Origin of the sequence: Nocardia colli (assembly GCF_008704205.1) — a bacterium.
Lineage (GTDB): Bacteria > Actinomycetota > Actinomycetes > Mycobacteriales > Mycobacteriaceae > Nocardia > Nocardia colli.
In genome coordinates this window covers 356,885-382,030 of sequence record NZ_VXLC01000004.1, presented here as the reverse complement: position 1 = coordinate 382,030, position 25,146 = coordinate 356,885, and the positions used below count along the sequence as shown (strand labels likewise).

Below are 25,146 nucleotides of genomic sequence, written 5' to 3'. Positions count from 1 at the left end.
CCCTCCCAGGACACCGGGCGACGGGGAGGTACGACCCTGGACACGCTGTGGACTTTCGTAGTACACCGGCGACATCAGCTGCTCATCGACTCCTATCTGCATGTGTCGGCGGTGTTGCAGTCGGTGCTGATCGCGACCGTGGTCGCGGTGCTGATCGGAATCCTGGTGCACCGCAGCCCGATCGGCTCGTCCATCTCGACGGCCGTCGCCAGCGCCATCCTCACGGTGCCGTCGTTCGCGCTGCTCGGCCTGCTGATTCCGGTGCTCGGCCTCGGCGTCGCCCCGACCATCACCGCGCTGGTGCTCTACGCGCTGCTGCCGATCCTGCGCAACACGATCATCGGCCTGTCCTCGGTGGATCCCGCGGTGACCGACGCGGCCCGCGGCGTCGGTATGAACCGCCTGCGCGTGCTCACCGCCATCGAACTCCCCCTCGCCTGGCCCGCCATCCTGGCCGGCATCCGGGTCAGCACGCAGTTGATCATGGGCATTCTCGCCATCGCCGCGTACGCCAAGGGCCCGGGGCTCGGCAACCTCATCTTCTCCGGACTGGCCCGCCTCGGCAGCCCGAACGCGGTGCCGCAGGCCCTGGTCGGCACGGTGCTGATCGTCGTACTCGCGCTCGTACTGGACGGGATCTACGTCCTCGTCGGACGGCTCACCACCTCGAGGGGAATTCGTGACTGACACCGAAACCCGTTCCGGCGGCATCGAATCGGCGGTGTCCGGCGCGGAGATCGTGCTCGACGCGGTCACCAAACGCTATCCGGGCCAGCGCGATCCGGCCGTCGACGCGGTGTCGATGACCATCCCGGCCGGCGAGATCGTGGTGCTCGTCGGGCCTTCCGGCTGCGGCAAGACCACCACCATGCGGATGATCAACCGGCTGATCGAGCCGACCTCGGGCACCATCACCATCGGCGGCCGCGACGCCGCGTCGATGAATCCCGACGAATTGCGTCGCGGCATCGGCTATTCGATCCAGCAGGCCGGGCTGTTCCCGCACATGACCGTCGCCAAGAATGTCGCGACGGTACCCGGCCTGCTCGGCTGGGACCGCAAAAAGATCGCCGCCCGCACCGACGAGATGCTCGATCTGGTGGGCCTCGATCCCGATACCTATCGCGACCGCTACCCGCGCCAGCTCTCCGGCGGCCAGCAGCAACGCGTCGGAGTCGCCCGCGCGCTCGCCGCCGACCCGCCGGTGCTACTGATGGACGAACCGTTCGGCGCGGTCGACCCGATCACCCGCGGCCTGCTGCAAGACGAATTGCTACGGCTGCAAGGCGAATTGGGCAAGACCATCGTCTTCGTCACGCACGACTTCACCGAGGCGGTCAAGCTCGGCGACCGAATCGCGGTGCTGGGCAACCAGTCCCGCATCCTGCAATACGACACCCCCGCTGCGGTCCTCGCCGATCCCGCCGACGACACCGTCGCCGGCTTCGTCGGCGCGGACGCCTCGCTCAAGCAGCTCACACTCACCCGGGTCAGCGATGTCGACATGGGGCAATGCCCGACCGCCGTCGAGGACGAGCCGGTCGACGTGCTGCGGACCGCGCTGGCCGGGCAGGATTGGCCGTGGGCGCTGGTGCTCGACAAGCAGCGCCGCCCGCTGCGCTGGGTCTCGGCCGAACATCTGGCGCACGCGAACTCGTTGCGCGGCACCGGAACACCGATCGGCGAGCCGCTCTCATTGCGCTCGACCTTGCAAGACGCGCTGGAGGCCCTGCTCGCGGATCAGACGGCGAACGCGGTGATCACCGGCAAGCGCGGCGAATACGTCGGGCTGATCAACATCGACACCTTGGTCGCTCACCTCTCGGCGATGCGCGCCGAACACGGATCCGGCCGTCCCGCGGCGGGTGACGCGCCGTGACGGCGGCCACCGGCACCCCGCCCGCGACCTCGGCGCCCGCCGCCCAGCGCCGGGCCGAACGCATCCGGCTGTTCGTCCAGCCGGTGGTCGTGCTGCTCCTGACCGCGGGCGTGCTGGTGTGGGCCTTCGCCCGCGACCTGACCACCACCCAGCAGGCCAGCCTCAATACCCGCAACATCGTCACCGTCACCTGGCAGCACATCCTGATCTCGGCGACCGTCGTGTTGATCGTCATCGCCGTCGCGGTACCGCTCGGCACGCTGCTCACCCGCCCCGGATATCGCCGTCTGGCACCGGTTTTCGTCGGCATCGCCAATATCGGCGCGGCCGCGCCCGCCATCGGCCTGATCGTGCTGTTCTATCTCGCCACCCGCACCACCGGCTTCTGGATCGGCGTCGCGCCGATCGCGTTCTATTCGCTGCTTCCGGTGCTGCGCAACACGATCCTCGGCTATCAGCAGGTGGATCAGACGCTCACCGACGCCGGCCGCGGCCAGGGCATGTCGGCGGTCACGGTGTTGCGCCGCATCGAGTTTCCGCTCGCGGTGCCCTACATCCTGGCCGGCCTGCGCACCTCGCTGGTGCTGGCGGTCGGCACCGCGACGCTGTCGTTCCTGGTGAGTGCGGGCGGTCTGGGCATCCTGATCGACACCGGCTACAAGCTGCGGGACAACGTCACGCTGGTGGTCGGCGCGGTTCTCGCGGTCGCGCTCGCCCTGCTGGTCGACTGGCTCGGGGCACTCGCCGAACAGTTTCTCGGGCCGAGGGGGCTCAAATGAACCGGCGCTGGCGCGGGGTGGCACTGGCGGCTGGAGTCCTGCTGGTCGCGGCCTGTGGCCTGGAATCCGGTGGCGCGGTGCCGCTTCGGGTGGGGCCGGGCAGCATCGTCGCGGTTCCGGAACTCGACGGGGTCCGAATCATCGTGGGGTCCAAGGACTTCACCGAACAGAACATCCTCGGCTATATCGTCGAGTTCGCCATGTCGGCAGCCGGCGCAGAAGTGCGCGACCTGACGAACATCCAGGGCTCCAATAGTCTGCGCGACGCCCAGCTGCACGGTCAGATCGATGTCGCCTACGACTACACCGGTACCGGCTGGATCAACTACCTGGGCAAAGAGACCCCGATCCCGGACGAGGTGGAGCAGTTCAATGCCGTCCGCGACGCCGACCTCGCGGCACACGGCATGGTGTGGACGGACATGGCGCCGATGAACAACACCTACGCGCTGTTGATGAGCCAGGCCACCGCGCAGGAGACCGGTGTGCGGACGCTGTCGGACTACGCCGCGCTGATCGCGAAGGATCCGGACGCCGCGGCAACCTGTGTCGGTACCGAATTCAATGTGCGCCAAGACGGCTACCCCGGCCTGGCCCGCAAATACAACATCGATGTCGGCAAGGTCCGCAAACAGATCGTGCAGGACGCCGTGGTCTATCAGGCGACCGCCGACGGCAAGCAATGTAAGTTCGGCTCCGTGGCCGCGACCGACGGTCGCATTCCCGCGCTGAACCTCATTCTGCTGCAAGACGATCAGCGCTTCTTTCCCAAATACAATGCGGCAGTGGTGATGCGGAAGTCCTTCGCCGACGCCCACCCCCAGGTCGCCACCGTCCTCGCGCCGATCTCACAGCGCCTCACCAACGAGGCCATCACCGAGCTGAACCGGCAGGTCGACGTCGAGGGCCGCGAGCCCGCCGATGTGGCCCGCGACTGGATGGTCGCCCAGGGTTTCGTCACCGCGCGCTGACGATTTCGACTGCGCCCCAGGCGTTCTCCCCGAGCAGCAAAGGTGCGCGGCAAGTGCCGCGCACCGCGCCACGTCAGGCGCGCGGCACCCGGCCGAGGTAGTGCAGCAGTTCGGCCACCGCGCTGTCGCCGGGCGCACCGTCGACGATCTCCGCGTACGCGCCCCACTGCCGCAGCGGCTCGACGATTTCCGCCTCCTGGCCGCTGCCGGGCGCGGGGTGCCCGGTGCGCGCGGCGGTGAGCAGGTATCCCGCGAGCTCTTCGGTCAGCGGCGAGGCCTGACCGGTGCCGATCGCGATATCCCAGGCGTGCACAGCGGCATCCAGCGCGCACATCACCGCGGCGACCGAGGTCGGCAGGGCGCCGTGCGGCAACGGCGTCGGCACGTTCTCGGTGTCGTCGGCGACGGTCGCCCACGCGGCGGCGGTCTGCTCGATCGCCACCTCGACCAGCGCCGACGGCGAGCCGTCGATGGCGCCGGAGGGGGCGAAGGGGTTGTAGTCGGGGCCGGTGCCGATCCCCAGCACCGCGGCGTAGGCGAGCTGATCGCCGGCGGCGTGCTGGACCACCTGCGTCACCGTCCACTCCGAGCACGGCGTCGGCAGCTGCCACTGGTCGTCGCCGACCCCGGCGACCACGTTTGCCAGGGCGCGGTAGGACTGCGCGAGCACGTCGCGCCACACCGGGTTGAGGGTGGCGATGGAGGTGGTGGTGACGTTCATGTCCGGGCCTTTCGAGAGGGTGTTCCTTGCTTCTGACATCAGCTTATGAGTCCATTAGGCTATTTTCGTTCCTAATAAATCAGAGGTGAAATGTGACGCCGACCACAGTTCGCGTACTGCGTTTGCTGGCCCTGCTCCAAGATCGCGCGCACACCGGCCGCGAGCTCGCCGACCGGCTGTCGATCACCGACCGCACCCTGCGCAACGACATCCAGCGGCTGCGCGAACTCGGCTATCCCGTGCAGGCGCAACGCGGTGCGATCGGCGGATATCGCCTGGGTCGCGGCACCACCATGCCGCCGCTACTCCTGGACGACGACGAGGCCGTGGCGGTCGCGGTGGCCGTCGGACTCGCCGAGGACGGCGCGACCGGCATCGCGGACATCACCGACAACGTCACCCGCGCCCTGGCCAAGCTCGACCAGATCCTGCCGAAACGCTTGCAGCGCAAGGTGACCGCCCTGCGCGAGGCCACCGCCATCGGCCCCGCCACCACCGGCTCGCGCGAGCCCGACGCCCCGGTCCCCGCCGCGATCCTGACCACGCTCGCCGGCGCCATCCGCGACGCCGCCACCGTGCTGATCGAACAGCCGGAGCAGGAACGCAGCGAGGAAGTCGAGCCGTATCGCCTCATCAATTGGCAGCGCCGCTGGTATCTGGTCGCCTACCACCTCGAAACCCATTCCTGGAGTGCGATTCCCGTCGCCCGAATCCAGCAGGCCGCCCCGGGAACTCGCCGTTTCGCCGCCCGCGCGCTGCCCGACGACGACCTGGTCGCCTTCGTCATGCGCCACATCGCCAGCACCGGCTGGAAGGTGCACGCCCGGGTCACCGTCCTGGCTCCCGCCGAAACCGTCATCGCCAGAATCAATCCCGCGGTCGGCGTAGTCGAGGCCGTCGATGCCGACAGCTGCGTCCTGATCACCGGCGCCGATGCCCTGGAAACCCTCGCCATCTATCTGAGCATGCTGATGATGGACTTCCGGGTGGACGACCCACCAGAACTGGTCGACCACATTCGCACCCTCGCCCGCCGCTACACGAACGCCGTCCCGCCCGAAAACACCAGCGCCACAACACCTCACCGAAACCTGGACGAGTGACCGCAAGGAGCTGACGCCGAAATATCGCGAGAGGCGGCCGACACCGGTTCTCCCTTGCCGGACAACGACCGGCATAGGCTGCGATCCGTGGCCGACAACGAGTTGTTCCTGGAACCGAACATCGGAAAGCCGACCGAGAAGGTCGGGTACTTCGCGACCAGGGCGGGTTTCGACCGATTCGCCGCCGCGTACACCGCCGGCCTGGCCGAACTACCCGCCCCTGCCGAACAAGTCGCCGTGCCGACCTCGTTCGGCCCGGTCCGCGCCTACCGTTTCGGCGACGCGGGCGGCACGCCACTGGTCCTGCTGTCCGGTCGCCAGGCCTCGACGCCGATGTGGGGCGCGAACCTGCCGGGCCTGATGGCGGACCGCACCGTCTGGTCGATCGACAGCATCGGCGAGCCCGGCGCCAGCAGCCAGCACAAACAACTCGTCACCCCGGACGACCAGGCGACGTGGGTAGCCGAGGTACTCGCCGGTCTCGAACTACAGCGCGCACACCTGCTCGGCGTCAGCATCGGCGGCTGGCTGGCCACCCAGGTCGCCCTGCGCCGCCCCGAATGCGCGGCCTCGGTAACCCTGCTCGATCCGGCGAATACCTTTGCGCCCCTTACCTGGAAGATGATCGTCGTCTCCCTCGGCGGCCTGATCCCCGGTCTCCCGAAACGAGTGCGCTATTGGCTGCTCGGCTGGATCTCGGGCGGCATCCCGGTGGACGACTCGATCCCTGAAGGACGCCTGATCGCCTCCGCCATGCGCGATTTCACCTCCGCACAACCGATGCCGGTGCGCCCGACCGCCGACGAACTAGCCGCCATCAAGGTCCCGGTACTCGCAATCCTGGCCGGGCGCAGCATAGTTCACAACGCAACCCGCGCCGCCGAAACCGCCCGCACCATCCCCGGCGCGCAAGTCGAGGTCTGGCCGGAAGCCTCCCACGCCATCAACGGCGAGTTCCCGGAGCGGATAGCCGAACGCGTCGCCGAGTTCACGGCCGACCTTCGATAGCCCCGTCGGTTACGCACCGGTCGAAGTTCCCGGACGCGCCTGTAGAACTTCTCACGTCGCCGCTCGACGCGGTCTCTCCTACGCTCACAAGCAGTTTCCCTGTCCAGTTTGCGTGCATCGACCCTCGAGGTCCGATGTGAGAGAGGTCGGGCATGACCAGCGAAACCCCGGTGGCGCTCGTGCTGCCACAGACACCGCTCGCCCAGGCAGTACTAGCCCTGACTCTCCAAGTGGAGTCGCCGGCCATCGCCAACCACAGCATCCGCAGCTTCGTGTTCGCCAGGCTCTTCGCCGACCACATCCAGGCCGCGTCCGATGCGGACTACGACCCCGACCTGCTGTTCGCCGCGACGGTCCTGCATGACATCGGGCTCAGCGAGGCGGGCAACGGCCACCGCCGATTCGAGGTCGACGGGGCGGACAAGGCCGCGGAGTTCCTGACCGAGCAGGGTCTCGGCGCAGCCGCCGTCGACTCCGTCTGGGAGGCCATCGCATTGCACACCACGCAGCACATCGCCGACCGCCGCGGCACGCTCAGCATGCTCACCACGAACGGGATCTCACTCGACTTCGGCAAGGACACGGAGTTCATCAGCGATGAGCTCGGCGCGGCGATTCACGCGCAGTATCCGCGGCACTCCATGGCGACTTCCGTGGTGGACGTCATCGTCGAGCAGGCGACGGCACGACCGGACAAAGCACCACCGTTCTCCCCCGCCTTCTCGTTGATGCTGGAACGCAGAGCGGGACAGCGAACGATGCTCGAGCACGCCGCCGACCTCGGCCGCTGGGGTAACTGAGCCACAAAAAGAGCCGACCCGGACGAATCCGGGCCGGCTCCAATGCTTCTCGGGTCAGGCGTGCCCGACCGTCGCCGCGGCGTCCGGCGCCTTGCGCATCGGGATCAGCGCGGTAAGCACGATCGCGACGATCGCGGCTGCCGTGGCGATCAGGAACGTGGTGTGGAATCCGTCGCGCGACGGGAACACGTGCACGCCGAGCTGCATGGTCATGTGCGCCAGCACGACGCTCATCACGGCCGACGAGGTCGACGTACCGACCGAGCGCATCAGCGAGTTCAGCCCGTTGGCGGCGGCCGTCTCGGTGATCGGCACCGCGCCCATGATCAGCGCGGGCATCGCGGCGTAGGCCAGGCCGACACCGGCGGCGACGATCATCGACGCCACCATGATTTCCCAGACGCTGTTCATCAGCACTACCGCGCACAGGTAGCCCGCCGCGATCACCGCGGAACCGAGCGCCAGGGTGATCTTCGGACCGCGCGCGGCGGACAGCTTCGCCGACACCGGCGAGAGCAGGATCATCACGAATCCGGTTGGCGCCAGCGCCAATCCGGCGTTGACCATGGTCAGGCCGAAGCCGTAGCCGGTCTGCTCCGGCGCCATCAGCAGCTGCGGGAAGGTCAGCGACATGCCGTAGAGCGCGAAGCCGACCGCGACGGACGCGATATTGGTGAACAGCACCCGCGGCCGCGCCGAGACCCGCAGGTCGACCAGCGGCGAACGCTGACGCAGCTCGTAGGCGCCCCAGCCGAGGAACACCACCAGCGACACCGCGAACAGGATCAGCGTGGTCGGGCTGCCCCAGCCCCAGTCCGCGCCCTTGGTGATCGGAATCAGCAGCGCCAGCAGCGCGATCGAAAGACCGAGCGCGCCACCGAAATCGAACCGCGCGGGGGTGCGCACCGGCGACTCCGGCACGAACACGAAAACCAGTGCGGCGCAGACCAGGCCGAGGCCCGCGGCGGTCCAGAACAGCATGTGCCAGTCCGCGTTCTGTGCGATCGCCGCGGCGAGCGGCAGGCCGAGGGCGCCGCCGACGCCGAGCGTCGCGCTCATGATCGCCATCGCCGAACCCACCTTCTCGGCGGGCAGTTCGTCGCGCATGATGCTGATGCCCAACGGAATCGCGCCGACCGCGGCGCCCTGCAGTGAGCGCCCGATGATCTCGGGGATCAGCGAGGAGAAGGCGGCGCAGACCACCGAACCGGCGACCAGCGAGAGCAGGTTGACGAACAGCACCCGGCGCTTGCCGAACATGTCGCCGAGCCGGCCGCTGATCGGGGTGAACACCGCACCGGCCAGCAGCGTGGCGGTGACCACCCAGGAAGCGTTGGACGCGGAGGTGCTCAGCAGATCGGGCAACGTCGGAATGATCGGGATGACCAGCGTCTGCATCAGCGAGACGACGACACCGACCATGCCGAGGGTCGCGATGAGGACGGCCGGCGATGGACGCCTTCGGTCGTCGGTATCGGAGACGGTCGAAGACGCGTCGGCAGCAACAGTCACAAATGTGCACGCTACACACGTTGTGTATCGTGCACAATTGGATATAACGTGACGCACCCGACATAGTGAGGCCCATGTCCGAATTCGGTCCCGCCGACAACGCAGCGCTCACCCGCCTGGTCTTCGAGCTCACCCTGCTCGCCAGGCACTTCCCCGCGTCGCTGCTCCGCCGCCCCGGCTTCCAGCTCGACCGCTCGGCGTTCCTCATCCTGACCCGGCTGGAGTACGACGAGCCGCTGAGCCTGCGCGAGCTGTCCGAGGCGTTCCAGCTCGATATCTCCACGATCAACCGCCAGGTCGGCGCCATGCTCAAGCAGGGCCTGGTCGACCGCGTCCCGGATCCGGACGGCGGGATCGCGCGCAAGATCCAGGCCAGCATCAAGGGACTGGATGTACTGGCCGCCGATCGCCTGCAGAGCCGGGAAGGCATCGGGGCGGTCATCGCGGACTGGGACGGTACCGATGTCGATCAGTTGAGCAGGTTGATCGCGCGGTTCAATCAGTCCGTCGAGCAGATCGAGGAAAACCCGTGGCCGCGGCCGCCGGAGGTGCGGCTCTAGCGGACGCCGCGCGCGGGTGTCAGCTCGGAGATCGTCCGGCCGCCCGCTTTGACCGTGGCCAGGACCGGGGCGGTCTCGAGGGTGCGGATCGCGTCGAGGGCGCCGAGGCGGGCAGTGAGGTATCGGTGCAGGGCGGCCGGGTCCGGGCACATGGCCTGGGCGACGAGGTTCGCCGAGCCGGTGGTCGCGACGACGAAGGCCAGCTCTTCGTGGCCCGCCAGCGTGCTGGCGACTTCGTCCAGGTGCGCCGGCGCGATCGACATCCACAGCAGGGCCCGGGTGGTCGCGCCGAACAGGGCGTCATCGAATTCGACATCGAAGAAGAGTGCGCCGGTTGCCCGGAGTTCGGTCAGCCGCCGGGTGACCGTGGCCGGGGACCAGCCGGTCGCCGCCGCGAGTTCGGCGAGGCCGGCGCGACCGTCCCGGCTCAATGCGCCGAGTAGGGCGGTCTCGGCCGGAGACAGTGCTCGCCGCTGGGGCGAGGCGTCGGTTGCGATCCGAAGTTGTTGCTGCTGAGCAGTGTTCAGTGCGTTGACATGACCGTGCCATACACCGGGACCGCCGTGGTAGGTGTGCAGTACCAGATGTGCGGAGACTCCGGTAATGCCCGCCGTGCGTGGAATGTCGTGCAGCAGTAGCGATCGCGAGGTTCGAGCACCGAGCGGCACGTCGACGATGAGCAGGATTTCGGTGCCGCCGGACATCAGCTTGACCCACGAGGTGTCCGATCTTCGCGCCAGCGAGTTCGCGAGGTTCTGCGCGGCGGCGGTTGTGGTGGTGAGCCGAACCAGCCACTGCGCCTTGCCGATTCCGCTCGTGTCCGGAAGTCCGACGACCCGCAGGCCGGCCTCGGTACGCAGCCGGCGGTAGCGGCGGGCGACGGTCTGGGTCGAGACGCCGAGGACCGCACCGATCTGGCTGAACGGCGCCCTGCCGTCTATGTGCAGGGCGTGGATCAGGCCGCGATCCACGTCATCGAGTGTGGTCATTCCTTTCATATCACCACTCTGTGTGGAACTTTTCCACTATCTGTAAGCAGCAGATGGATCTGTTCACGGTTCCGGTCGCACGCTGGTCCAAGCAGCGGGCGTTCGACCCGAACGCCGCGCCATCAAAAGAGGAAGCAACACAATGATTCTCGTGACCGGGGCGACCGGAACCGTTGGCCGTGCCCTGATCGGCCAGTTGCTCACCGCAGGCGAACAAGTCCGCGCAACCAGCCGGAACCCCGCAGCGGCGAAGTTGCCCGACGACGTCGAAGTGGTCCGAGCCGATCTGCGCGACTCCACCCGACTGGCCGCCGCCATGCGCGATGTGGACCGGGTCTTCCTGTTGTCCACCGGACCCGGTATTCCCGAGCACGACGCCGTCGTCGCCGGCGCGGCCGCTCAGGCGGGTGTCGCGCGACTGGTCAAGCTGTCGTCCGGGCGCACCGGCGACGACACCGCCACCGATCCCATTCCCACCTGGCACCGCGCGGGCGAGCAGTCGGTGCGCGCGTGCGGCGTGCCGTGGACCATCGTGCGCCCGCTCGGATTCATGTCCAACGCACTGCACTGGGCAGGCACGATCCGGGCACGCGATGCCGTGTACGCGCCATTCGGCCAGGGCCGCATCGCCGTCATCGATCCGCGGGACATCGCCGCGGTCGCGGCCGTCGCACTCACCACCGACGGGCACGACGGTCAGATCTACACCCTGAGCGGCCCGCAGGCCCTGTCCCCCGGCGAGCAGACCGCGGTCCTCGGCGAGGTGCTCGGCCGACCGCTCGAATTCGTCGAAGTCGCACCGGCACAGGCCCGGCAGGCCATTCTCGACCACGGTGTTCCCACCGAAATGGCGGACGCGATCATGGCGCTCCGAGCCACCGCGCTGGAGTCCTTCACCTCCGTCGTGCACGACACCGTCGAACGACTCACCGGCACCCCGCCGCGTACCTTCCGCCAGTGGGCCGCTGACCACGCCACCGAGTTCCGCTCCGCCGCAGCCTGACTCGGCCCGGACAGCGCCGCGGCGGCAACCCCCGTACCATCGAGGCGTGAGGCTGGGTGTGGGGTTGCTGGCCGTGTCCGTCCTCGCGGCCGGATGCCAGGCCGGCGAAGATGAGTGGTCCGACTGGACCGTGACGGTGTACTACACCGCCGTCGAGTCCTACCACGACGGCCCGCGCGAGACCGTGCACGGCTGCACCACCATCGACTGTGTCGAGTCCGACGCCCAACTAGGCGACCTGCCAAGTGATTTCGTCGACGCCGTCCGTGACGAGGGCACCGGCCGGATCACCAGCGGCGCCAACGCCGGCGCCTACCTCAACTGGTCCTACGACACCGGCTTCTGGCTCGACTCGCACCCCCGGGACGCCGCGGGCGAAATCCTGCAACCTTTCCACAGCGCCGCCGCCGACGGCCTCGATCCCGGCACCCGCCTGCGCCTCACCGACTGCGGCATCATCGACCCCGAAACCACCCCCGCCTGCACCAGATTCCAAGCCGCCGAATGGTCGATCGGCGAAGAATTCATCCCCGGTCCCAGCGGCCCGCACCACCTCGACCTCTACATCGGCGAAGAAACCGCCCCCGATTTCCCGGACACCCCCGACTTCCCCCTCTTCGCCGGCGCCGCCCTGGAACCTCTCCCCTAGCCGAGGCGTAGCTCTTCGATCGGTTGGCCGGTGACCTCCGCGATGAGTTCGAAGTCCTTGTCGACGTGGAGCACAACGAGTTTCGACTGTTCCGCGATGGCGGCGATCAATAGGTCGGGGATCGATGGAGCGCGGTGATGCCCCTGCTCGGCGAGGGTCCGGAGCACTTCGACCGACCGGTTCTCCGCGGACGGGGTCAGGTATTCCACCGGCATGCTCGCGATGGGCGGGAGATCGAGCAGCTCGGTCAGATCCTGCGCAGATCTGGCCGAGTAGCCGGTCTCCAGCACGGTAACTGTGGAGATTCGCACCAGTCCGCGTTCGATCCGGGTAGCCCAAAGCTGTGCGTCGGGACTGCGACCGAGCCGCACCAGGGCGGACTTGTCGACGAGCCAAGGCCGCTCGCTCACGACCACGCCTGCCGCATGACCTCCGAGTCGCCCAGGTCTTGCGCTAGGCGCCCAAGCCGATCGAGGTCTGCCGCAGTCACCGGCGCCGCAGTGGACCGGAAGTCCCGGGCGATCCAGCGACGAAGGAATTCACTGCGAGATACGCCCAGATCCTTTGCGCGCCGATCTATCTCGGCGATCGTCGAGTCGGGCACATCCCGGATCAAGATATCGGTCATCCGCCTCACCTCCTTGATATCAACGATATCATCAAGAGGCAGACTCCAAAAGAGGCTCAGCGCTGTCATGTCCACGCCTCAACCCTCGACCACAGCAGCCACAACCGGAACCCGCACCTGGGCAATTGTGGATAACTCGGGGCTGTTAGGGAACGAGGCCTCAACCAGCGCAACGTGATCCGGGAGTTCGCCGGTGGCGCGGGCGGTGGGCCGCTAGGCTCTGCGGCTGGGTCGGACCCGACGTCTTGGGAGGCGCTTCGATTCACACGAAACAACACGCATGGTGGGACAACTATCTGGTCGCCCTGCTGGGGCTGGTTCTCGCGGCGGGGTTCGCGTTCGCCGCGATCGCCGCGGCCGCGGGCGGGGCTTATCCGCTGGCGATTGCTCTGGCGGTGCTGGCCGTACCGTTCGCGATTCCCACCATCGTTCAAATACTCGGTGAGCTGTTCATTTACTTGATGATTCCGGTCGCATTGGTCGGGTTCACTCTGTTTCTCCCGGTTCTGGCGGTCAGTCCGGTGGCGCGGAAGTGGGCGCGGCGGAGGTGGCGTCACCGCTGAGCCAGGGGCTCGGGCCGACGAAGATCACATAGATCATTTGGTGGTCGTCCGTAGAGTTACCGCATCGAGCTGTATGCCGCGTAACCGAAGGACGGAGGCCCCGGGTGAGCGGTGGTAAGGCTGTGAGCTGGGATTTACGTGGTATCGCGTGGTGGTTGCCTGGGCTCGTCGTGATTCTTGCAGGCGTACTGCTGTACTCGCCGTTCGGCGTTTCCCTGATCGAGGGACGCGTGGTCGTGGTGGTCGCGATGCTGGTGCTCAGCGCGTCTGCCGCGGCTCGGTGGTGGCTGGCCCGGCGAGACGGCTTGTCCGATTCCGCGACAGATCAGCTCCCGGGTGGCGACAGGGCCTGGCTCGTGCGTGCTCAGCGGTTGCTGGGTTCCGAGGCGATCCTCGCCGTAGGGTTCGGCGTCCTCGGTGTCGCCGCGCTACCCATGTCGGTGTCGGCGTCTCTCGTGTGGGTCGGGACTTTCTTCGTCGCACTCGGAGTCTGCGGGCTGCTGGCCGGTACGCGGCGCGACGATGTCCTCGTCGCGTCCGCGGCACTAGCGGGCTGGCAGGTGCTCGCCGGCGTGATTCTCGCGACGCTGCCCTTCCGCACCGGGCTGGATTTCACCGCGTGGACCATCATCACGCTGTTGATCACCGGAGTGGCGATGGTGGTCCGCGGCCTCCGGCTGACCGCGCCGCTGCCTCGCGCCAGTTCCCTGCGCTGGTGGCGTCCGGCGGCGGTCACCGTGCAGCTGATCGTGCTCGCCGTGACCGTCGGCTGGTACGGAACGATCGTCACCCAGGCTGCCCGGCAAGACGCCGAACAAACCCGGCTCGCCGCCTTCTACGAAGTGCCCCAGGGCATTTCACCCCAACCGCCCGGCACCGTGATCCGCTCATCACCGATGTCCCTACCCGGCGTGAACGGCCACGGCCAGCGCATCCTGTACTGGTCCCAGGACCGCAACGGCACTCCGGCGGTGTCCTCCGGCATGGTCTGGACGCCACTCGCCGAAGGCGCCAACCGGCCCATTCTGAACTTCGCCCACGGCACGGTCAGCCTCGGCGCCGAATGCGCCCCCAGCCGGCAATCCGGGATCGCCTCGACCATGCCCTGGCTCAACGACGCACTCGGCCGCGGCTGGGTGGTCGCCGCCAGCGACTACGCGGGCGCGGCAGGCACCGGCGACGGCGAGCACTACCTGGTCGCCGCCGACCAGGGCCGCGACACCGTGAACGCCGCCCGCGCCGCCCGCAACCTGCCCGGCACCAACGCCGGCACCGATATGGTCATCTACGGCGTCTCCCAGGGCGGTCTCATCTCCCTGGCCGCCGCCGCCCAATCCCCCACCTACGCACCCGAATTGCACCTGGTCGCCGACGCCGCCACCGCCCCGGCCTCCGACATCGCCGGCATCCTCCGCGCCAACCCACCCCAACTCCTCAACGGCTGGGCCGTCACGCCCTTCCTCACCACCCAGTACGCGAAGGCCTACCCCCAACTCGACCCCAACGCCCTCCTCACTCCACAGGCCGCCCTGCGCAACCAGGAGATGGCCGGAGCAGGTTGCGCCGCAACACCTTTCGCCGCCCTCTTCGCCCGCATCACCACCGTCCCCGGCATGGGCGACTACTTCAAGGGCGACCCCCTCGCCGACCCGTCCTGGCGCCGCGCCTTCGAGGAAAACCGAGCCCCCGACCTCCCTCCCGGCATCCCGGTCTACCTCGCCCAAGGCCTGGACGACCAACTGGTCCCCCCGAAATTCACCGCCGCCCTGGTCAACCGCTACTGCGCCACCGGCACCCCCGTAACCACCCAGTGGAACCCCGGCGTAGGCCACGACAACAACAACGAAAAAGCCGTCTCACCCCGAGTAATCCAATGGTTCGCCGACCGCCTCACCAACACCCCCACCCCCACCAACTGCGGCGACGCCCTCCCCAGCTCCCTGACCGGCGACAACCACTAGCCGACCCGCCACCTCCATTGCATATCTATCTAGATCTAGGTAGATTTGCAACATGACCTCCGTTCGAGTACCGATCACCACGGCCTCCCGCAAAGGCGTGTCCGGGCTGGTCGCCGCGAGCGAAGAGCAGCGGGTAGTGCTGACCAGCCACGGCCGACCGGTCGCCGTCGTCGATTCGGCCGACCGAATCGACGAGGACATGCGCAAGATCCGCGAAGCGAAGCTGGCAATCCTCGATGCCGCAGCCGATCTCGCCTCGAACCGGACCCGGAAGTTCAACCTCGCCGAGGTGTGCGTCCGCCTAGGCGTCGACGAGTCGCGCGTGCGCGCTCTGGCCGCCGAGCGAGTCGCGAATCAGTGAGGCGCGGCGAGGCCTTTCCTTGCGACCAGGCGGAGATCGAGTTCTCCGATGCGTTCGTCGAATACCTGGAGGATCTGCCCGCCGCCGAATGCGAATCCGTCCTGGTGGATCTGCTGACGCTGTGCGGTAATCCGGTCGGCACTCATCCGCTCAGCAACCGCGGATCCGGCGATCGGCTGACCGGCTGGAACACCCTCGATGTGCTCGGTAAGCAACACCGCGTCATCTTTTCCAGCCGGATTGTCGACGACGTCGGCATCATCGAAATCCTTTGCGCGGGACCACGGCGTGCGGACGCCGCCTACGACATGGCGAATGCGTTGATCCAGAGCGGACAGCTCACCCTCGACGAAGCCACCGACCTGTGGCAAGCACTGATCCTGCTCGACGTACTGGCCGAAGACATCGGTCTGGACGGCTGGGACTATCGGCCCGGACCAGCACCGGAAGGTCTTATCCGTACCGCCGTCGCGGCTGGATTGCTCGACGAGACCATCGCTCGGGTGATGTCGAAAGACGAGATCAATGCGGCCATGGCGCACGGGTGGGGGCCGGACGGTCCCGATCCCAGGTCTGCCCTCCGTGCCGCCCTGGCCCGTGCGCGCGCCGGCGTGGATGCCGGCGACCTGAACCGCATCGTCGCCGAGCGAAGCGAACCACGTTGTGGCGCAGTACTTCCCCGCGCCGGGGCAGCCTGCATTCGTCGCAAGGACCACCCCGGGCCACACCGCGCCACGCCCTGACTACATATCAATGCGGTAGGTATTGGTAATCAGGCTGTGTAGGGGCGTTCGGCGCGGGCTGTGCGGAGGGCGGATCCCCACCAGACGAGTTGGTTGAGGAGTTGGTCGGCGGCGGCGGTGGGGGCGGCCGGGTCGGCGAGTTTGCCTGTCGGGTCGAAGAGTTGGCCGGCTCCGTGGAAGCTCACGGTGTCGCGGACGGTGACGGCGTGCAGTTCGGCGAAGACGTGGCGGAGGTGCTCGACCGCGCGCAAGCCGCCGGAAACGCCTCCGTAAGAGACGAATCCGATCGGCTTGGCCTGCCACTGGGTGAAGTGCCAGTCGATCGCGCTCTTCAGGGGCGCCGGGTAGCTATGGTTGTACTCGGGAGTTATCACGACGAATCCGTCGGCGTCGGTCAGTCGCGCACCGACGGATTGCAGCGCTCGCGCACCCTCGGGGTCGGGTTCGTTCGACATGTAAGCGGGCAGTTGGTCTTCCGCGAGATCGATGAGGTCGACTGCGATGTCGTCGCGCTGCTTCGCGTGATCGATGAACCAGTTGGCCACAGTGGGACCGAACCGTCCCGCCCGGGTGCTCCCGAGGATGACCGCGACCTTGACCGGATTCTCTGTCATGACAGTTCCTTTCGATGTGTGCAGGTGATTGCCGCAAGCATCGAACATCAACAAAGGTTCAGGTCAAATCAGCGAGTTCTGTTCGGCATGTACGCCAGGTCAGGGACTGTCAGCCTTCCCGGTGGCTGCCCGGGACCCAGCCTCGACCTACACCGAACGGGGTGCCGCCGAGCCGGCCGCGCTCGATCTCGAAGGCGGGCCGCTTCCGGTAATCAGCCTCGAGCAGGGGTTCGACGTCGCGGCCCTCGTGAACGGCCAGGCAAGGCGCTACGAACGCGCAGTTCGAGCAGTGTGCGGGCGCAGGATTCGGGTAGACGCGTACGCCGGGCCGGAACATGTCCAGTAGCTCGTCAGCCAATTGCACACCGGCCGTGTGGATCTCGGCGGTGCTGCGCCTGATTGTGGTGCGGCGGAGACCATTACCTTCGATCTGACTGATCCGATCGGCGCTCTCCGCCGGTCTACCTTTCACGTAGGCGCGCCGTGGTGACGAGACGCCCCGGCCACCGCCGCTGGGTTCGTGCTGAGGTATTCCGCCACGACGTTCGGGTGTCCTACCGGGGATTCGCGACGGATTCTTATCGTACGGCGAGAGTTCGTTGTAGATCGTTCCCGCGATTTCCATACCGTCATAGAAGCGCCCCCACGCCCAACACGCTGCGAGCGAATCCTCATCCAGCACAAGTTGTTCCGTCGACGGGAACGGTTCATCGAGCACTCGATGGCGGACGACCCAGTAGCGGTCGTACTCATCGATGGCCAGTAGGTCGATCCGCCCGGTGTAGTGGATTCCGCCGCCGCCCGGACCCACCAACCCGTGTTCGGGATTCGCGGGATCGGGCACGATCGCGTCGAAATCGGTCTCCACCCGAATCGGCGAGAAACGGTCGACCGCCGGCGCCCACGCGAAATACCGCTCCAACAACCGGTGTGCCCGATCGAGAGCCGACTGCCGGTCCGGCGGATCACCCCCGATCGCCTCACATTGACGCGCGAGCGAGTTATCCAGCGCCTTGTTCACCAACGGCAAGACAATGGCCGCATCCCAATCCCACATCCCAGGGAAGTAGTAAACCGCGAGGGCATCCCGCACGGCCCGATCCAGATCGAATGTTGTTCGCCGAAGCGGACTTCGGCCACGACGCACGGACGCGGTGAAATCCCATTGCCGGCGGCACCGCTTGAACGCGGCCCGATCCGCGGCGCTCACGAGGTTCTCCATGGCGACCTCAGCGTGCCCGAGGCCGGTCGAGCGGGCATGAGTCGCGACCCGGCTGAGGTTCAACAGTCAGGATGATGTCGACCAGCGACTCGCGGTCCACGGCCTCCTCGCAAGGTTTGTCCGGCGAGTCGAATTCTACCGTGGACCGCAGGTCGAAGCCGCTATTTCGCGGTTGTGGTGACCGTCGGCGCGGGAGTGGTCGCGACGGATGTGGTCGCGGACGGTTGCGCCGTGGGCGACACGGTGGCGGTCGGCCGAATCGGGTCGGGGCACCGCTTGTTCCACTCACCGAGGGTGTTGATCTCGCCGGGTGTCCGCGGATCACCCGTGTAGTCGATCTGGTCCGTGCATTTCGCCGGCTTGGGCGTCTCACCGCAGACGATCACGCCGCAGTTGTCGGTGCCGCCGGGAGGCGGCGGGGTCTCACCACAAACGATTATCCCGCAGTTGTCGGTGCCGCCGGGACGCGTGGCGTTCACGTCTCCGCAAAAGATCTCGCCGCATCGGTCGGTGCCGCCGGGAGCCTGTGTCTCCGTCGGCTGAGCGGCGGGCTGACCCGGGTCACCGGCGCCCGGACGGGTTGCGGCGGGAACCCGCGGCGTACCCGGATCGGCCTGCGCCGGAACCGAACTCGTCGGCGTCACCGGCTTGGTCGCGGTGACCGAAGTCCCGGTCACCTTGCTGGACGCCGGCGCAGCGGAATCCGACTCTTTCGACCCGCACGCTGCCAATACCAGCACCAGGGCAGCCAACAGCACCCCTAGCACCGCGCGCAGCCGAATATCAACCTTCATGGTTTCCCTCTATCTCCTCCAGCTGCCGAAGCAGCACCCCGATCCGAAGGTAAAAGTACACGGAGACTGAGGATTTCGGGCAATGCGCTTTACGACGCCGAGCGGCGACTCCGTTATTCGAGTCAAGACCGCAGAATAGGTGCCCCTTGTTCACGGGGCCGGGAATGCCACGGAGACAGCGCATCCCGTGAACTGCGCCACCTGGATGAGTCAGGTCGGCCGCTTCTTGATGGCATATTGCAACGCGCTTTCCGCGTTGGCGGTGCCTTTCATCATGATTTCGAGCGCGCGGACAAACGGATCAATGCCGGTGGCCACGCGCCCCTGCTCGAGTATGGCGACGCGACGGACCCGCTGGTCGGCAAAACCACATACACCGCGTTCTCCGGAGGTCAGCGCGGTCTCGGGCGGCAGCGACACCATCGTCGGCGTCGCCTCGGCGATCAGCAGGAATCCACTGGCGGCAAATCCGCGCAGGGCCCCGAGCGACCACTCCTCCAACCGGCCTTCCTTGGTGGTCTTGACGCCTTCTCCGGTTTGCCGTCCCGCGTCCGGGTCGGTGGGCGCGTCCGCTCGCGCCGGTCCCGGAACTTCGCCCCCGAATGTTTCATAGGTCATGATGTTGATGGCCTGACTCGGATCTGTCCCCCTGGTGATCACCACGCTCTCCGCCTTGCTCAGCGAATCCAACCGCTTCTCCTGATCGCGTTGAATGCGCAGAAGTTCCCCCGCCAGTTTGCGATTCAGCTCGTTATCCAGGTATCGCTTACAGCGCGCGGTGTCCTCCGCCCACTCCTGTACCCGCGCCTCCGCGAGCGCGTACAGCTTCTGATAGGCGACCACTATGTCCTGCGCCGTGTAAGTCTCATCGGGATCATCGATCGCGGTCTTCACCAGCACCGTGAGCATTTTATGCAACGGACCGGTCGATTTGGTCGGTGGCGTCACCTGGCTGGCGAGAATGGTGGCGGCACGGGGAAATTCAGTGATCGGACTCGGTCCTGAAGTAGTGGGTTTGGTGGGATCCTGCAAAATGAGCACGGCGATCTCCAGAGCTGAACGAGATGGTGAGACCCCTTCAGTCTGAACCCTGCTCGACTCCGACTCGCCCGGAATCCGAAGCATACGAACAGGTTCGGTTCGACCGTCCGAGTACGCTGCGTACACCCGTCTACCGAAGGAAGGTTCGCCATGCCTGACGACGACGTACGCGCCGCCCTGCAACGGCATTGGTCGGCTTCCGACGCCGACGACTTCGCGACGGAACACGAAATCTACCGGGCCGACGCAATCCTCGAATATCCGCAATCGGGCGAGCGAATCCGCGGTCGGCACAACATTCAGGCTTCCCGCGAGGCCCAGCCGAACGCGAAACGCTTCACCGTGCGCCGCATACTCGACGGCGGCAACCTGTGGATCAGCGAACTCGTCCTCAAATATGACGAGGAACCGTTCTACGTCGTGAGCATCATGGAATTCGAGGGCACGGAAGTTGTCCGCGAAACCCAATACTTCGGCGAACCCTTCGCGCCGGGACCGTCCCGCGCTCAATGGGTCGAGCACATGGACTGAAGCCTTTTCAAATCCGACACGGAGCGGATTCGCCCCCTTCGATTCGCGACCGCGGTCAACGTGCGGCAGGGTTGAGCGCATCATGACTGACGAAGGCTCTCCGCAGACCAACCGCTGGCGACACGGCGCGCGACTCGCGGCGTGCATCGTCTTCCTGCTCGCGATGTTCTATCTCGTCGCCGTCGCACGAGTTATCGACATCAACCGCGTGCGCGACATGGTCGAAACAACCGGCCCCGCCGCACCATTGGTCTACGTGGTCGTCGCCGCACTCCTCGGCGCCATCCTCGTCCCCGGGCCGATCCTCGCCGCCGGAAGCGGCCTGCTGTTCGGCCCGCTGCTCGGCACCTTCGTAACCCTGGGCGCAACGGTCGGCACCGCAACAATCTCCAGCTACCTCGGCCGCCGAGCCGGCCGCACAAGCGCCCACGCGCTACTCGGCCCCGACCGCGCCGACCGCCTCGACACCAAACTCAACCGCCACGGTCTCTGGGCCGTAGTCGGCCAACGCTTCATCCCCGGCGCCCCAGACGCCCTGTCCTCCTACATCTTCGGTGCCCTCGGCGTCCCCCTCTGGCAAATGGCCACCGGCGCCTTCATCGGCTCCGCCCCCCGAGCCTTCGTCTACACCGCCCTAGGCGCCTCCATAGGCGACCTATCCGCCCCCCTCGCCTACACCGCCATCACCGTCTGGTGCATAACCGCCATCCTCGGCGCCTTAGCCGCCCACCGCACCCTCCGCACCTGGCGCCGCCGCAACACCCCCGACCCCGAGCCAACAGCAAATCCCTAGGCAGACAGAGCCCCTCGGTACTATCCGGAAATGAGCATCAGTCTCAGCTCGGCCAACGGCAGCCTGAACGTCAGCGCGTGGACTTGGGGCCCACTCCACGAACTGGTCGCCGACGCGAAAATCCTCCCGGAAGACCAGTGGGAGACAACTCGCTACAACTGCAGCACCGAACTCGACCCGCAACAAGTCGAGATACTCGCGAACTTCCTCGAACTCCAAGTCCTCCCGAGACTCGGCACAGGCGAGCGCCTACTCAACGATGGCACCGTAACGGACGTCCCCGACGACGGAACATTCCACCGCAACGACCTCTCCAAGAACTACAGCATCCGCCGCGAAATGCTGGTCCACATCATCGATTTCCTCCGCGCCGCACCGGGCTCGGTATCATTCGACTAGGCCCGCCGACGAAAATCTATACGTTGAAGCGGAATTCGACTACGTCGCCGTCTGCCATGACGTAGTCCTTGCCTTCCATGCGCACCTTGCCTGCGGCCTTGGCTGCCGCCATGGACCCGTGTTCGACCAGGTCGTCGAAGGCGACGATTTCGGCCTTGATGAAGCCGCGTTCGAAGTCGGTGTGGATGACGCCGGCGGCTTTGGGGGCGGTGTCGCCTTGGTGGATTGTCCAGGCGCGGGACTCTTTCGGGCCTGCGGTGAGGTAGGTCTGGAGGCCGAGGGTGTGGAAGCCGGTGCGGGCGAGGGCGTTCAGGCCGGGTTCGGTTTGGCCGATGGATTCGAGGAGTTCGAGGGCGGATTCGTCGTCGAGTTCGAGGAGTTCGGCTTCGACCTTGGCGTCCAGGAAGACCGCGTCGGCGGGGGCCACGGCGGCTTTCAGCTCGGCGATCTTCGCGTCGTCGGTGAGGACGGACTCGTCGGCGTTGAAGACGTAGAGGAAGGGCTTGGTGGTGAGCAGCGAAAGCTCTTTCAGCAGTTCGCCGTCCAGCTTGGTGCGCGCGGAGTAGAGGGTCTGGCCGCTGTCCAGGACCGCGTTGGCGGCGACGGCCGCGTCCAGCAGGGGCTTGCGGTCCTTCTTGATCCTGGCTTCTTTTTCCAGCCGCGGGATCGCCTTCTCCAGGGTCTGCATGTCGGCGATGATCAGCTCGGTCTCGATCACCTCGATGTCGGCGAGCGGGTCGACGCGACCGTCGACGTGCACCACGTCATCGTCGGCGAAGACGCGCACGACCTGGCAGATGGCGTCGGCTTCGCGGATGTTGGCGAGGAACTTGTTGCCGAGACCGGCACCCTCGGACGCGCCCTTGACGATGCCGGCGATGTCCACGAAGGACACCACGGCGGGCAGGATTTTCGCCGAACCGAAGATTTCCGCGAGCTTGTTCAACCGCGGATCGGGCAGCGGGACCACGCCGACGTTCGGCTCGATGGTCGCGAACGGGTAGTTCGCGGCCAGCACGTCGTTCTTGGTCAGCGCGTTGAAAAGCGTCGACTTTCCGACGTTGGGCAGGCCGACGATTCCGAGGGTGAGACTCACGAGAACGAGAGTCTACGCGGCAGGCGCGGGGCCACGACCCGCGCCTGCCCCACCGGTGATCAGGGGATAAGCACGACCTTGCCGAGATTGCCGCGATCTTCGATCAGCGCGTGCGCCTCGGCGACGTCGTCGAGCGCGAATTCGGCGTGCACGACGGCCCGCAGCTGATCCGAAGCGACGTACTGCCACAGCTCCTGCCGCCACTGGTCGAGCAGGTCCGGCTGGCGCTGCGCGATGCGCGCGATCTGGAACCCGATCACCGACTTGGCGCCGACGAGCAGGTCGTAGGCCTGGATGGTGCCGCCGCCGGAGCTGTAGGCGACGAGCCGCCCGCCGGGCGCGAGCGCGGCGATGGCGGGCCCGAGCAACTCGCCGCCGACCGCGTCCAGCGCGTAGTCGACCGGCTGCCCCCAGGACTCCTGCCCGTACTCGATCACCTCGTCGGCGCCGAGCCCGCGCACGAATTCCGTCTTCGCCTGATCCGAGACCGCACCGACGACCCGCGACGCCCCACGCACCCGCGCCAGCTGCACCGCGAGATGCCCGACACCGCTGGCCGCCGCCGTGACCAGCACCGACTCACCGTCGAGCGGGTTCGCCGCGGCGAGCGCACCGAGCGCGACCAGCCCGCTGCGGACCAGCGCGACCGCGTCCACGGCCGACGCCCCGTCCGGAATCGGCGACGCCATCGCCGCCGCGACCAGCGCGTATTCGGCGTATCCGTGCCCGAACACCAGCCCGGTCACCCGATACCCCGGCGCGTAGCCGGTCACGCCGTCACCGACCGCGACCACCTCGCCCGCGACCTCACCGCCGAGCGGGATCGGCTCGGGATGCTCGCGCACCTTCCGCACCATCGGCAGGGTCACCCCGATCGCCTCGACCCGGACCAGGAGTTCACCCGGGCCCGGGGTCGGCACCTCGGCCGACCCGACCTCGAGCACCTCAGGACCACCGCTGCGCTCGTATTGGACCCGCCGCATCACACCTCCAGAAATCGTCAGAAGACGACACGGTAACCAGTGCCCGGTGTGGGCTCATACCCAATTACGGGTCCGAGTGCTCCATCTCACCGCGCTTGCGGTCGACGCTGGGCGGCGTAGCGTGACCTGCATGGAGCCGATCACCGAGGTGGTGACAGCGCGGCCGGCGCCCATGCTCACGCCGTTCATCGATCACTATCTCGGCTACCGCATGACGGGTTATCCCGCCGGGCTGCATCGCGGGCTGCCCTCGGCGCACATGACCTTCATCATCAGCATCGGCCCGACGATCGACGTTGTGGCACAGACGGATCCGAGCCAATCCCCGCAGGAATATCGCTGCTCGGTGAGCGGGTTACAGGCGAATACCGCGCTGATCTCGCATACCGGTCATCAGGAGGGCGTCTCGGTCGCGCTGACCCCGCTCGGCAGCCGAGCGCTGTTCGGGGTGCCGGCCGCGGCGCTGTGGGACACGTCGGTGGAATTCGCGGACGTGGTCGGCCCGGTCGGGCGCGAGCTGTGGGAGCGGTTGCAGGAACCGATGAGCTGGCCGGAACGCTTCGCCACCGTCGATCGGATCCTGACCCGGATCGCCTACCCCGATCGCATGGTCGCCCCCGAGCTGACCCGGGCGTGGCGCGCGCTCGTCGACTCCGGCGGCACCGTGTCGGTCGGCGCGCTGGTCGAGGAGATCGGCTGGAGCAGACAGCACCTCGCCCGCCGGTTCGGCAACGAGTTCGGCCTGAGCCCGAAGCTCGCGGCCCGGATCACCCGCTTCGAACGGGCGCGGCGCATGCTCGAGCGCACCCCCTCGTTCATCACCATCGCGCAGGTCGCGGCCAGCTGCGGCTACTACGACCAGGCGCATCTGAATCGCGACTTCGCCGAACTGGCCGGGACCAGCCCGACGGTCTGGCTGAGCGAGGAGATTCCATCCGTCCAAGACACCGAACGGTCCGCCGGGCGACGCTGAGCGCATGACGAATCCAACCCCCACCGACATCACCACCCGCACCGCCGTCTGGCCCGCGCTGACCTTCCGCGACGCCAAGGCCATGTCCAAGTTCCTGGTCGACGCCTTCGGTTTCCAGGAGACCGCGATGTACACCCGCGAGGACGACCCGTCGATCGTCGTGCACGCCGAACTGCGCTGGCCGCTCGGCGGCGGCGTGATGTTCGGCTCCGCGTGCAAGGACGAAAGCGAGTTCGGCAAGCGCGTCCCCGGCAACGACTCGACCTACGTGGTCTGCGAAGACCCGGACGCCCTGCTCGAGCGTGCGACGGCCGCCGGGGCCGAGGTGCTGCGCGGTCTGCGCGATGAGGACTACGGCTCGCGCGGTTTCACCGTCCGCGATCCCGAGGGCAACCTCTGGAGTTTCGGCACCTACTGGGGCGAGTAGCCCGGACGACTGGGAGCACTGCGTAAGTTCACCTGGGGACTGC

30 protein-coding genes are annotated in these 25,146 nt (G+C 67.2%); 19 read left to right on the top strand and 11 right to left on the bottom strand.

The genetic code is table 11. From position 1 onward, the window contains the following. The first annotated feature begins 36 nt into the window (after positions 1-36). The 4 genes from F3087_RS13730 to F3087_RS13715 are packed head-to-tail and all read left to right on the top strand — an operon-like array spanning position 37 to position 3,629. The gene (locus tag F3087_RS13730) at positions 37-687 is read left to right on the top strand and encodes an ABC transporter permease (protein WP_150402296.1); all 651 of its coding nucleotides are present in this window, start codon (positions 37-39) and stop codon (positions 685-687) included. Further along, positions 680-1,879 (top strand): ABC transporter ATP-binding protein, encoded by a 1,200-nt coding sequence (locus tag F3087_RS13725; RefSeq protein ID WP_150402295.1) that lies wholly within the window; start codon positions 680-682, stop codon positions 1,877-1,879. Before F3087_RS13730 ends, F3087_RS13725 begins: the two co-directional genes overlap by 8 nt. Next, positions 1,876-2,658, top strand: a complete 783-nt coding sequence (locus F3087_RS13720) for an ABC transporter permease (protein ID WP_150402294.1) — start codon at positions 1,876-1,878, stop codon at positions 2,656-2,658. The genes F3087_RS13725 and F3087_RS13720 overlap by 4 nt, the downstream gene beginning before the upstream one ends. Then, positions 2,655-3,629 carry a glycine betaine ABC transporter substrate-binding protein gene (locus F3087_RS13715; protein WP_150402293.1) on the top strand — a complete coding sequence of 325 codons (975 nt, stop codon included), beginning with the start codon at positions 2,655-2,657 and terminating at the stop codon, positions 3,627-3,629. Before F3087_RS13720 ends, F3087_RS13715 begins: the two co-directional genes overlap by 4 nt. 73 nt (positions 3,630-3,702) lie before the next feature. Here F3087_RS13715 and F3087_RS13710 read toward each other — a convergent pair whose 3' ends face one another. Continuing rightward, on the bottom strand, positions 3,703-4,389 hold the full coding sequence (locus tag F3087_RS13710; protein ID WP_223885057.1) for a TIGR03086 family metal-binding protein: 687 nt from the start codon (positions 4,387-4,389) through the stop codon (positions 3,703-3,705). Positions 4,390-4,442: 53 nt separating this feature from the next. Between F3087_RS13710 and F3087_RS13705 the strand changes: the two genes are divergently transcribed. From F3087_RS13705 to F3087_RS13695, 3 genes are all read left to right on the top strand, one after another. Continuing rightward, positions 4,443-5,453: a helix-turn-helix transcriptional regulator gene (locus F3087_RS13705; RefSeq protein ID WP_150402292.1), complete on the top strand. Its 1,011-nt coding sequence runs from the start codon at positions 4,443-4,445 to the stop codon at positions 5,451-5,453. A gap of 87 nt (positions 5,454-5,540) precedes the next feature. Beyond that, complete coding sequence (locus F3087_RS13700) at positions 5,541-6,461, top strand: alpha/beta fold hydrolase (RefSeq protein ID WP_150402291.1); 921 nt, start codon at positions 5,541-5,543, stop codon at positions 6,459-6,461. Positions 6,462-6,613: 152 nt separating this feature from the next. Beyond that, positions 6,614-7,261, top strand: coding sequence for an HD domain-containing protein (locus F3087_RS13695; protein WP_150402290.1), 648 nt, complete (start codon positions 6,614-6,616; stop codon positions 7,259-7,261). 54 nt (positions 7,262-7,315) lie between these two features. Here F3087_RS13695 and F3087_RS13690 read toward each other — a convergent pair whose 3' ends face one another. Then, complete coding sequence (locus F3087_RS13690; RefSeq protein ID WP_150402289.1) at positions 7,316-8,773, bottom strand: MFS transporter; 1,458 nt, start codon at positions 8,771-8,773, stop codon at positions 7,316-7,318. 74 nt (positions 8,774-8,847) lie between these two features. Here F3087_RS13690 and F3087_RS13685 point away from each other — a divergent pair, with 74 nt between their 5' ends. Continuing rightward, positions 8,848-9,333, top strand: a complete 486-nt coding sequence (locus F3087_RS13685) for a MarR family winged helix-turn-helix transcriptional regulator (protein ID WP_150402288.1) — start codon at positions 8,848-8,850, stop codon at positions 9,331-9,333. Here the strand turns inward: F3087_RS13685 and F3087_RS13680 are convergent. Next, complete coding sequence (locus tag F3087_RS13680) at positions 9,330-10,322, bottom strand: Lrp/AsnC family transcriptional regulator (protein ID WP_150402287.1); 993 nt, start codon at positions 10,320-10,322, stop codon at positions 9,330-9,332. The genes F3087_RS13685 and F3087_RS13680 overlap by 4 nt on opposite strands. Before the next feature lie 142 nt (positions 10,323-10,464). On the opposite strand from F3087_RS13680, the gene F3087_RS13675 reads away from it, so the two are divergent. After that, positions 10,465-11,325, top strand: coding sequence for an NAD(P)H-binding protein (locus F3087_RS13675; RefSeq protein WP_150402286.1), 861 nt, complete (start codon positions 10,465-10,467; stop codon positions 11,323-11,325). Between the two features lie 46 nt (positions 11,326-11,371). Continuing rightward, positions 11,372-11,974, top strand: a complete 603-nt coding sequence (locus tag F3087_RS13670; protein WP_223885056.1) for a hypothetical protein — start codon at positions 11,372-11,374, stop codon at positions 11,972-11,974. Here F3087_RS13670 and F3087_RS13665 read toward each other — a convergent pair. Then, positions 11,971-12,384, bottom strand: a complete 414-nt coding sequence (locus F3087_RS13665; protein WP_150402285.1) for a PIN domain nuclease — start codon at positions 12,382-12,384, stop codon at positions 11,971-11,973. The two genes, F3087_RS13670 and F3087_RS13665, sit on opposite strands and share 4 nt — an antisense overlap. Then, complete coding sequence (gene vapB / locus F3087_RS13660; protein WP_223885055.1) at positions 12,381-12,671, bottom strand: type II toxin-antitoxin system VapB family antitoxin; 291 nt, start codon at positions 12,669-12,671, stop codon at positions 12,381-12,383. Before vapB ends, F3087_RS13665 begins: the two co-directional genes overlap by 4 nt. Before the next feature lie 176 nt (positions 12,672-12,847). On the opposite strand from vapB, the gene F3087_RS13655 reads away from it, so the two are divergent. The 4 genes from F3087_RS13655 (at position 12,848) to F3087_RS13640 (ending at position 16,230) form a co-directional block, all read left to right on the top strand. Then, positions 12,848-13,165, top strand: coding sequence for a hypothetical protein (locus F3087_RS13655; protein ID WP_150402284.1), 318 nt, complete (start codon positions 12,848-12,850; stop codon positions 13,163-13,165). A 104-nt stretch (positions 13,166-13,269) separates the two neighbouring features. Next, positions 13,270-15,126, top strand: coding sequence for a lipase family protein (locus F3087_RS13650; RefSeq protein WP_150402283.1), 1,857 nt, complete (start codon positions 13,270-13,272; stop codon positions 15,124-15,126). A 52-nt stretch (positions 15,127-15,178) separates the two neighbouring features. After that, entirely contained in the window at positions 15,179-15,487 is a 309-nt protein-coding gene (locus tag F3087_RS13645; protein ID WP_150402282.1) for a type II toxin-antitoxin system prevent-host-death family antitoxin, read from the top strand. Next, positions 15,484-16,230 (top strand): hypothetical protein, encoded by a 747-nt coding sequence (locus F3087_RS13640; RefSeq protein ID WP_150402281.1) that lies wholly within the window; start codon positions 15,484-15,486, stop codon positions 16,228-16,230. The genes F3087_RS13645 and F3087_RS13640 overlap by 4 nt, the downstream gene beginning before the upstream one ends. A 29-nt stretch (positions 16,231-16,259) precedes the next feature. Here F3087_RS13640 and F3087_RS13635 read toward each other — a convergent pair whose 3' ends face one another. From F3087_RS13635 to F3087_RS13620, 4 genes are all read right to left on the bottom strand, one after another. Next, a complete protein-coding gene (locus tag F3087_RS13635; protein ID WP_150402280.1) occupies positions 16,260-16,844 on the bottom strand; it encodes an NADPH-dependent FMN reductase in 585 nt (194 codons plus the stop codon). A 109-nt stretch (positions 16,845-16,953) separates the two neighbouring features. After that, positions 16,954-18,054 (bottom strand): hypothetical protein, encoded by a 1,101-nt coding sequence (locus F3087_RS13630; protein WP_150402279.1) that lies wholly within the window; start codon positions 18,052-18,054, stop codon positions 16,954-16,956. Between the two features lie 173 nt (positions 18,055-18,227). Then, positions 18,228-18,860, bottom strand: a complete 633-nt coding sequence (locus tag F3087_RS13625) for a hypothetical protein (protein ID WP_150402278.1) — start codon at positions 18,858-18,860, stop codon at positions 18,228-18,230. A 210-nt stretch (positions 18,861-19,070) separates the two neighbouring features. Then, positions 19,071-19,901: a hypothetical protein gene (locus F3087_RS13620; protein WP_150402277.1), complete on the bottom strand. Its 831-nt coding sequence runs from the start codon at positions 19,899-19,901 to the stop codon at positions 19,071-19,073. 150 nt (positions 19,902-20,051) lie between these two features. On the opposite strand from F3087_RS13620, the gene F3087_RS13615 reads away from it, so the two are divergent. The 3 genes from F3087_RS13615 (at position 20,052) to F3087_RS13605 (ending at position 21,624) form a co-directional block, all read left to right on the top strand. After that, complete coding sequence (locus tag F3087_RS13615) at positions 20,052-20,432, top strand: nuclear transport factor 2 family protein (RefSeq protein ID WP_150402276.1); 381 nt, start codon at positions 20,052-20,054, stop codon at positions 20,430-20,432. Positions 20,433-20,514: 82 nt separating this feature from the next. Continuing rightward, the gene (locus F3087_RS13610; RefSeq protein ID WP_150402275.1) at positions 20,515-21,225 is read left to right on the top strand and encodes a TVP38/TMEM64 family protein; all 711 of its coding nucleotides are present in this window, start codon (positions 20,515-20,517) and stop codon (positions 21,223-21,225) included. Between the two features lie 30 nt (positions 21,226-21,255). Then, positions 21,256-21,624, top strand: coding sequence for a hypothetical protein (locus tag F3087_RS13605; RefSeq protein ID WP_150402274.1), 369 nt, complete (start codon positions 21,256-21,258; stop codon positions 21,622-21,624). A 16-nt stretch (positions 21,625-21,640) separates the two neighbouring features. Here the strand turns inward: F3087_RS13605 and ychF are convergent, their stop codons facing one another. Next, complete coding sequence (gene ychF, locus F3087_RS13600) at positions 21,641-22,720, bottom strand: redox-regulated ATPase YchF (RefSeq protein WP_150402273.1); 1,080 nt, start codon at positions 22,718-22,720, stop codon at positions 21,641-21,643. 59 nt (positions 22,721-22,779) lie between these two features. Beyond that, positions 22,780-23,703, bottom strand: coding sequence for a quinone oxidoreductase family protein (locus tag F3087_RS13595; protein WP_150402272.1), 924 nt, complete (start codon positions 23,701-23,703; stop codon positions 22,780-22,782). Between the two features lie 130 nt (positions 23,704-23,833). Between F3087_RS13595 and F3087_RS13590 the strand changes: the two genes are divergently transcribed. Next, entirely contained in the window at positions 23,834-24,676 is an 843-nt protein-coding gene (locus F3087_RS13590) for an AraC family transcriptional regulator (RefSeq protein WP_150402271.1), read from the top strand. A 4-nt stretch (positions 24,677-24,680) separates the two neighbouring features. Next, positions 24,681-25,103 (top strand): VOC family protein, encoded by a 423-nt coding sequence (locus F3087_RS13585; protein WP_150402270.1) that lies wholly within the window; start codon positions 24,681-24,683, stop codon positions 25,101-25,103. Positions 25,104-25,146 lie beyond the last annotated feature (43 nt).

Excerpts from the sequence above, each read along its gene's own strand:
- F3087_RS13715 (WP_150402293.1), top strand. The coding sequence starts at position 2,655 with ATGAACCGGCGCTGGCGCGGGGTGGCACTGGCGGCTGGAGTCCTGCTG.
- F3087_RS13710 (WP_223885057.1), bottom strand. The coding sequence starts at position 4,389 with ATGTCAGAAGCAAGGAACACCCTCTCGAAAGGCCCGGACATGAACGTC.
- F3087_RS13695 (WP_150402290.1), top strand. The coding sequence starts at position 6,614 with ATGACCAGCGAAACCCCGGTGGCGCTCGTGCTGCCACAGACACCGCTC.
- F3087_RS13685 (WP_150402288.1), top strand. The coding sequence starts at position 8,848 with ATGTCCGAATTCGGTCCCGCCGACAACGCAGCGCTCACCCGCCTGGTC.
- F3087_RS13680 (WP_150402287.1), bottom strand. The coding sequence starts at position 10,322 with ATGACCACACTCGATGACGTGGATCGCGGCCTGATCCACGCCCTGCAC.
- F3087_RS13675 (WP_150402286.1), top strand. The coding sequence starts at position 10,465 with ATGATTCTCGTGACCGGGGCGACCGGAACCGTTGGCCGTGCCCTGATC.
- vapB (WP_223885055.1), bottom strand. The coding sequence starts at position 12,671 with ATGACAGCGCTGAGCCTCTTTTGGAGTCTGCCTCTTGATGATATCGTT.
- F3087_RS13645 (WP_150402282.1), top strand. The coding sequence starts at position 15,179 with ATGACCTCCGTTCGAGTACCGATCACCACGGCCTCCCGCAAAGGCGTG.
- F3087_RS13635 (WP_150402280.1), bottom strand. The coding sequence starts at position 16,844 with ATGACAGAGAATCCGGTCAAGGTCGCGGTCATCCTCGGGAGCACCCGG.
- F3087_RS13625 (WP_150402278.1), bottom strand. The coding sequence starts at position 18,860 with ATGAAGGTTGATATTCGGCTGCGCGCGGTGCTAGGGGTGCTGTTGGCT.
- F3087_RS13615 (WP_150402276.1), top strand. The coding sequence starts at position 20,052 with ATGCCTGACGACGACGTACGCGCCGCCCTGCAACGGCATTGGTCGGCT.
- F3087_RS13610 (WP_150402275.1), top strand. The coding sequence starts at position 20,515 with ATGACTGACGAAGGCTCTCCGCAGACCAACCGCTGGCGACACGGCGCG.
- F3087_RS13605 (WP_150402274.1), top strand. The coding sequence starts at position 21,256 with ATGAGCATCAGTCTCAGCTCGGCCAACGGCAGCCTGAACGTCAGCGCG.
- F3087_RS13595 (WP_150402272.1), bottom strand. The coding sequence starts at position 23,703 with ATGCGGCGGGTCCAATACGAGCGCAGCGGTGGTCCTGAGGTGCTCGAG.
- F3087_RS13590 (WP_150402271.1), top strand. The coding sequence starts at position 23,834 with ATGGAGCCGATCACCGAGGTGGTGACAGCGCGGCCGGCGCCCATGCTC.
- F3087_RS13585 (WP_150402270.1), top strand. The coding sequence starts at position 24,681 with ATGACGAATCCAACCCCCACCGACATCACCACCCGCACCGCCGTCTGG.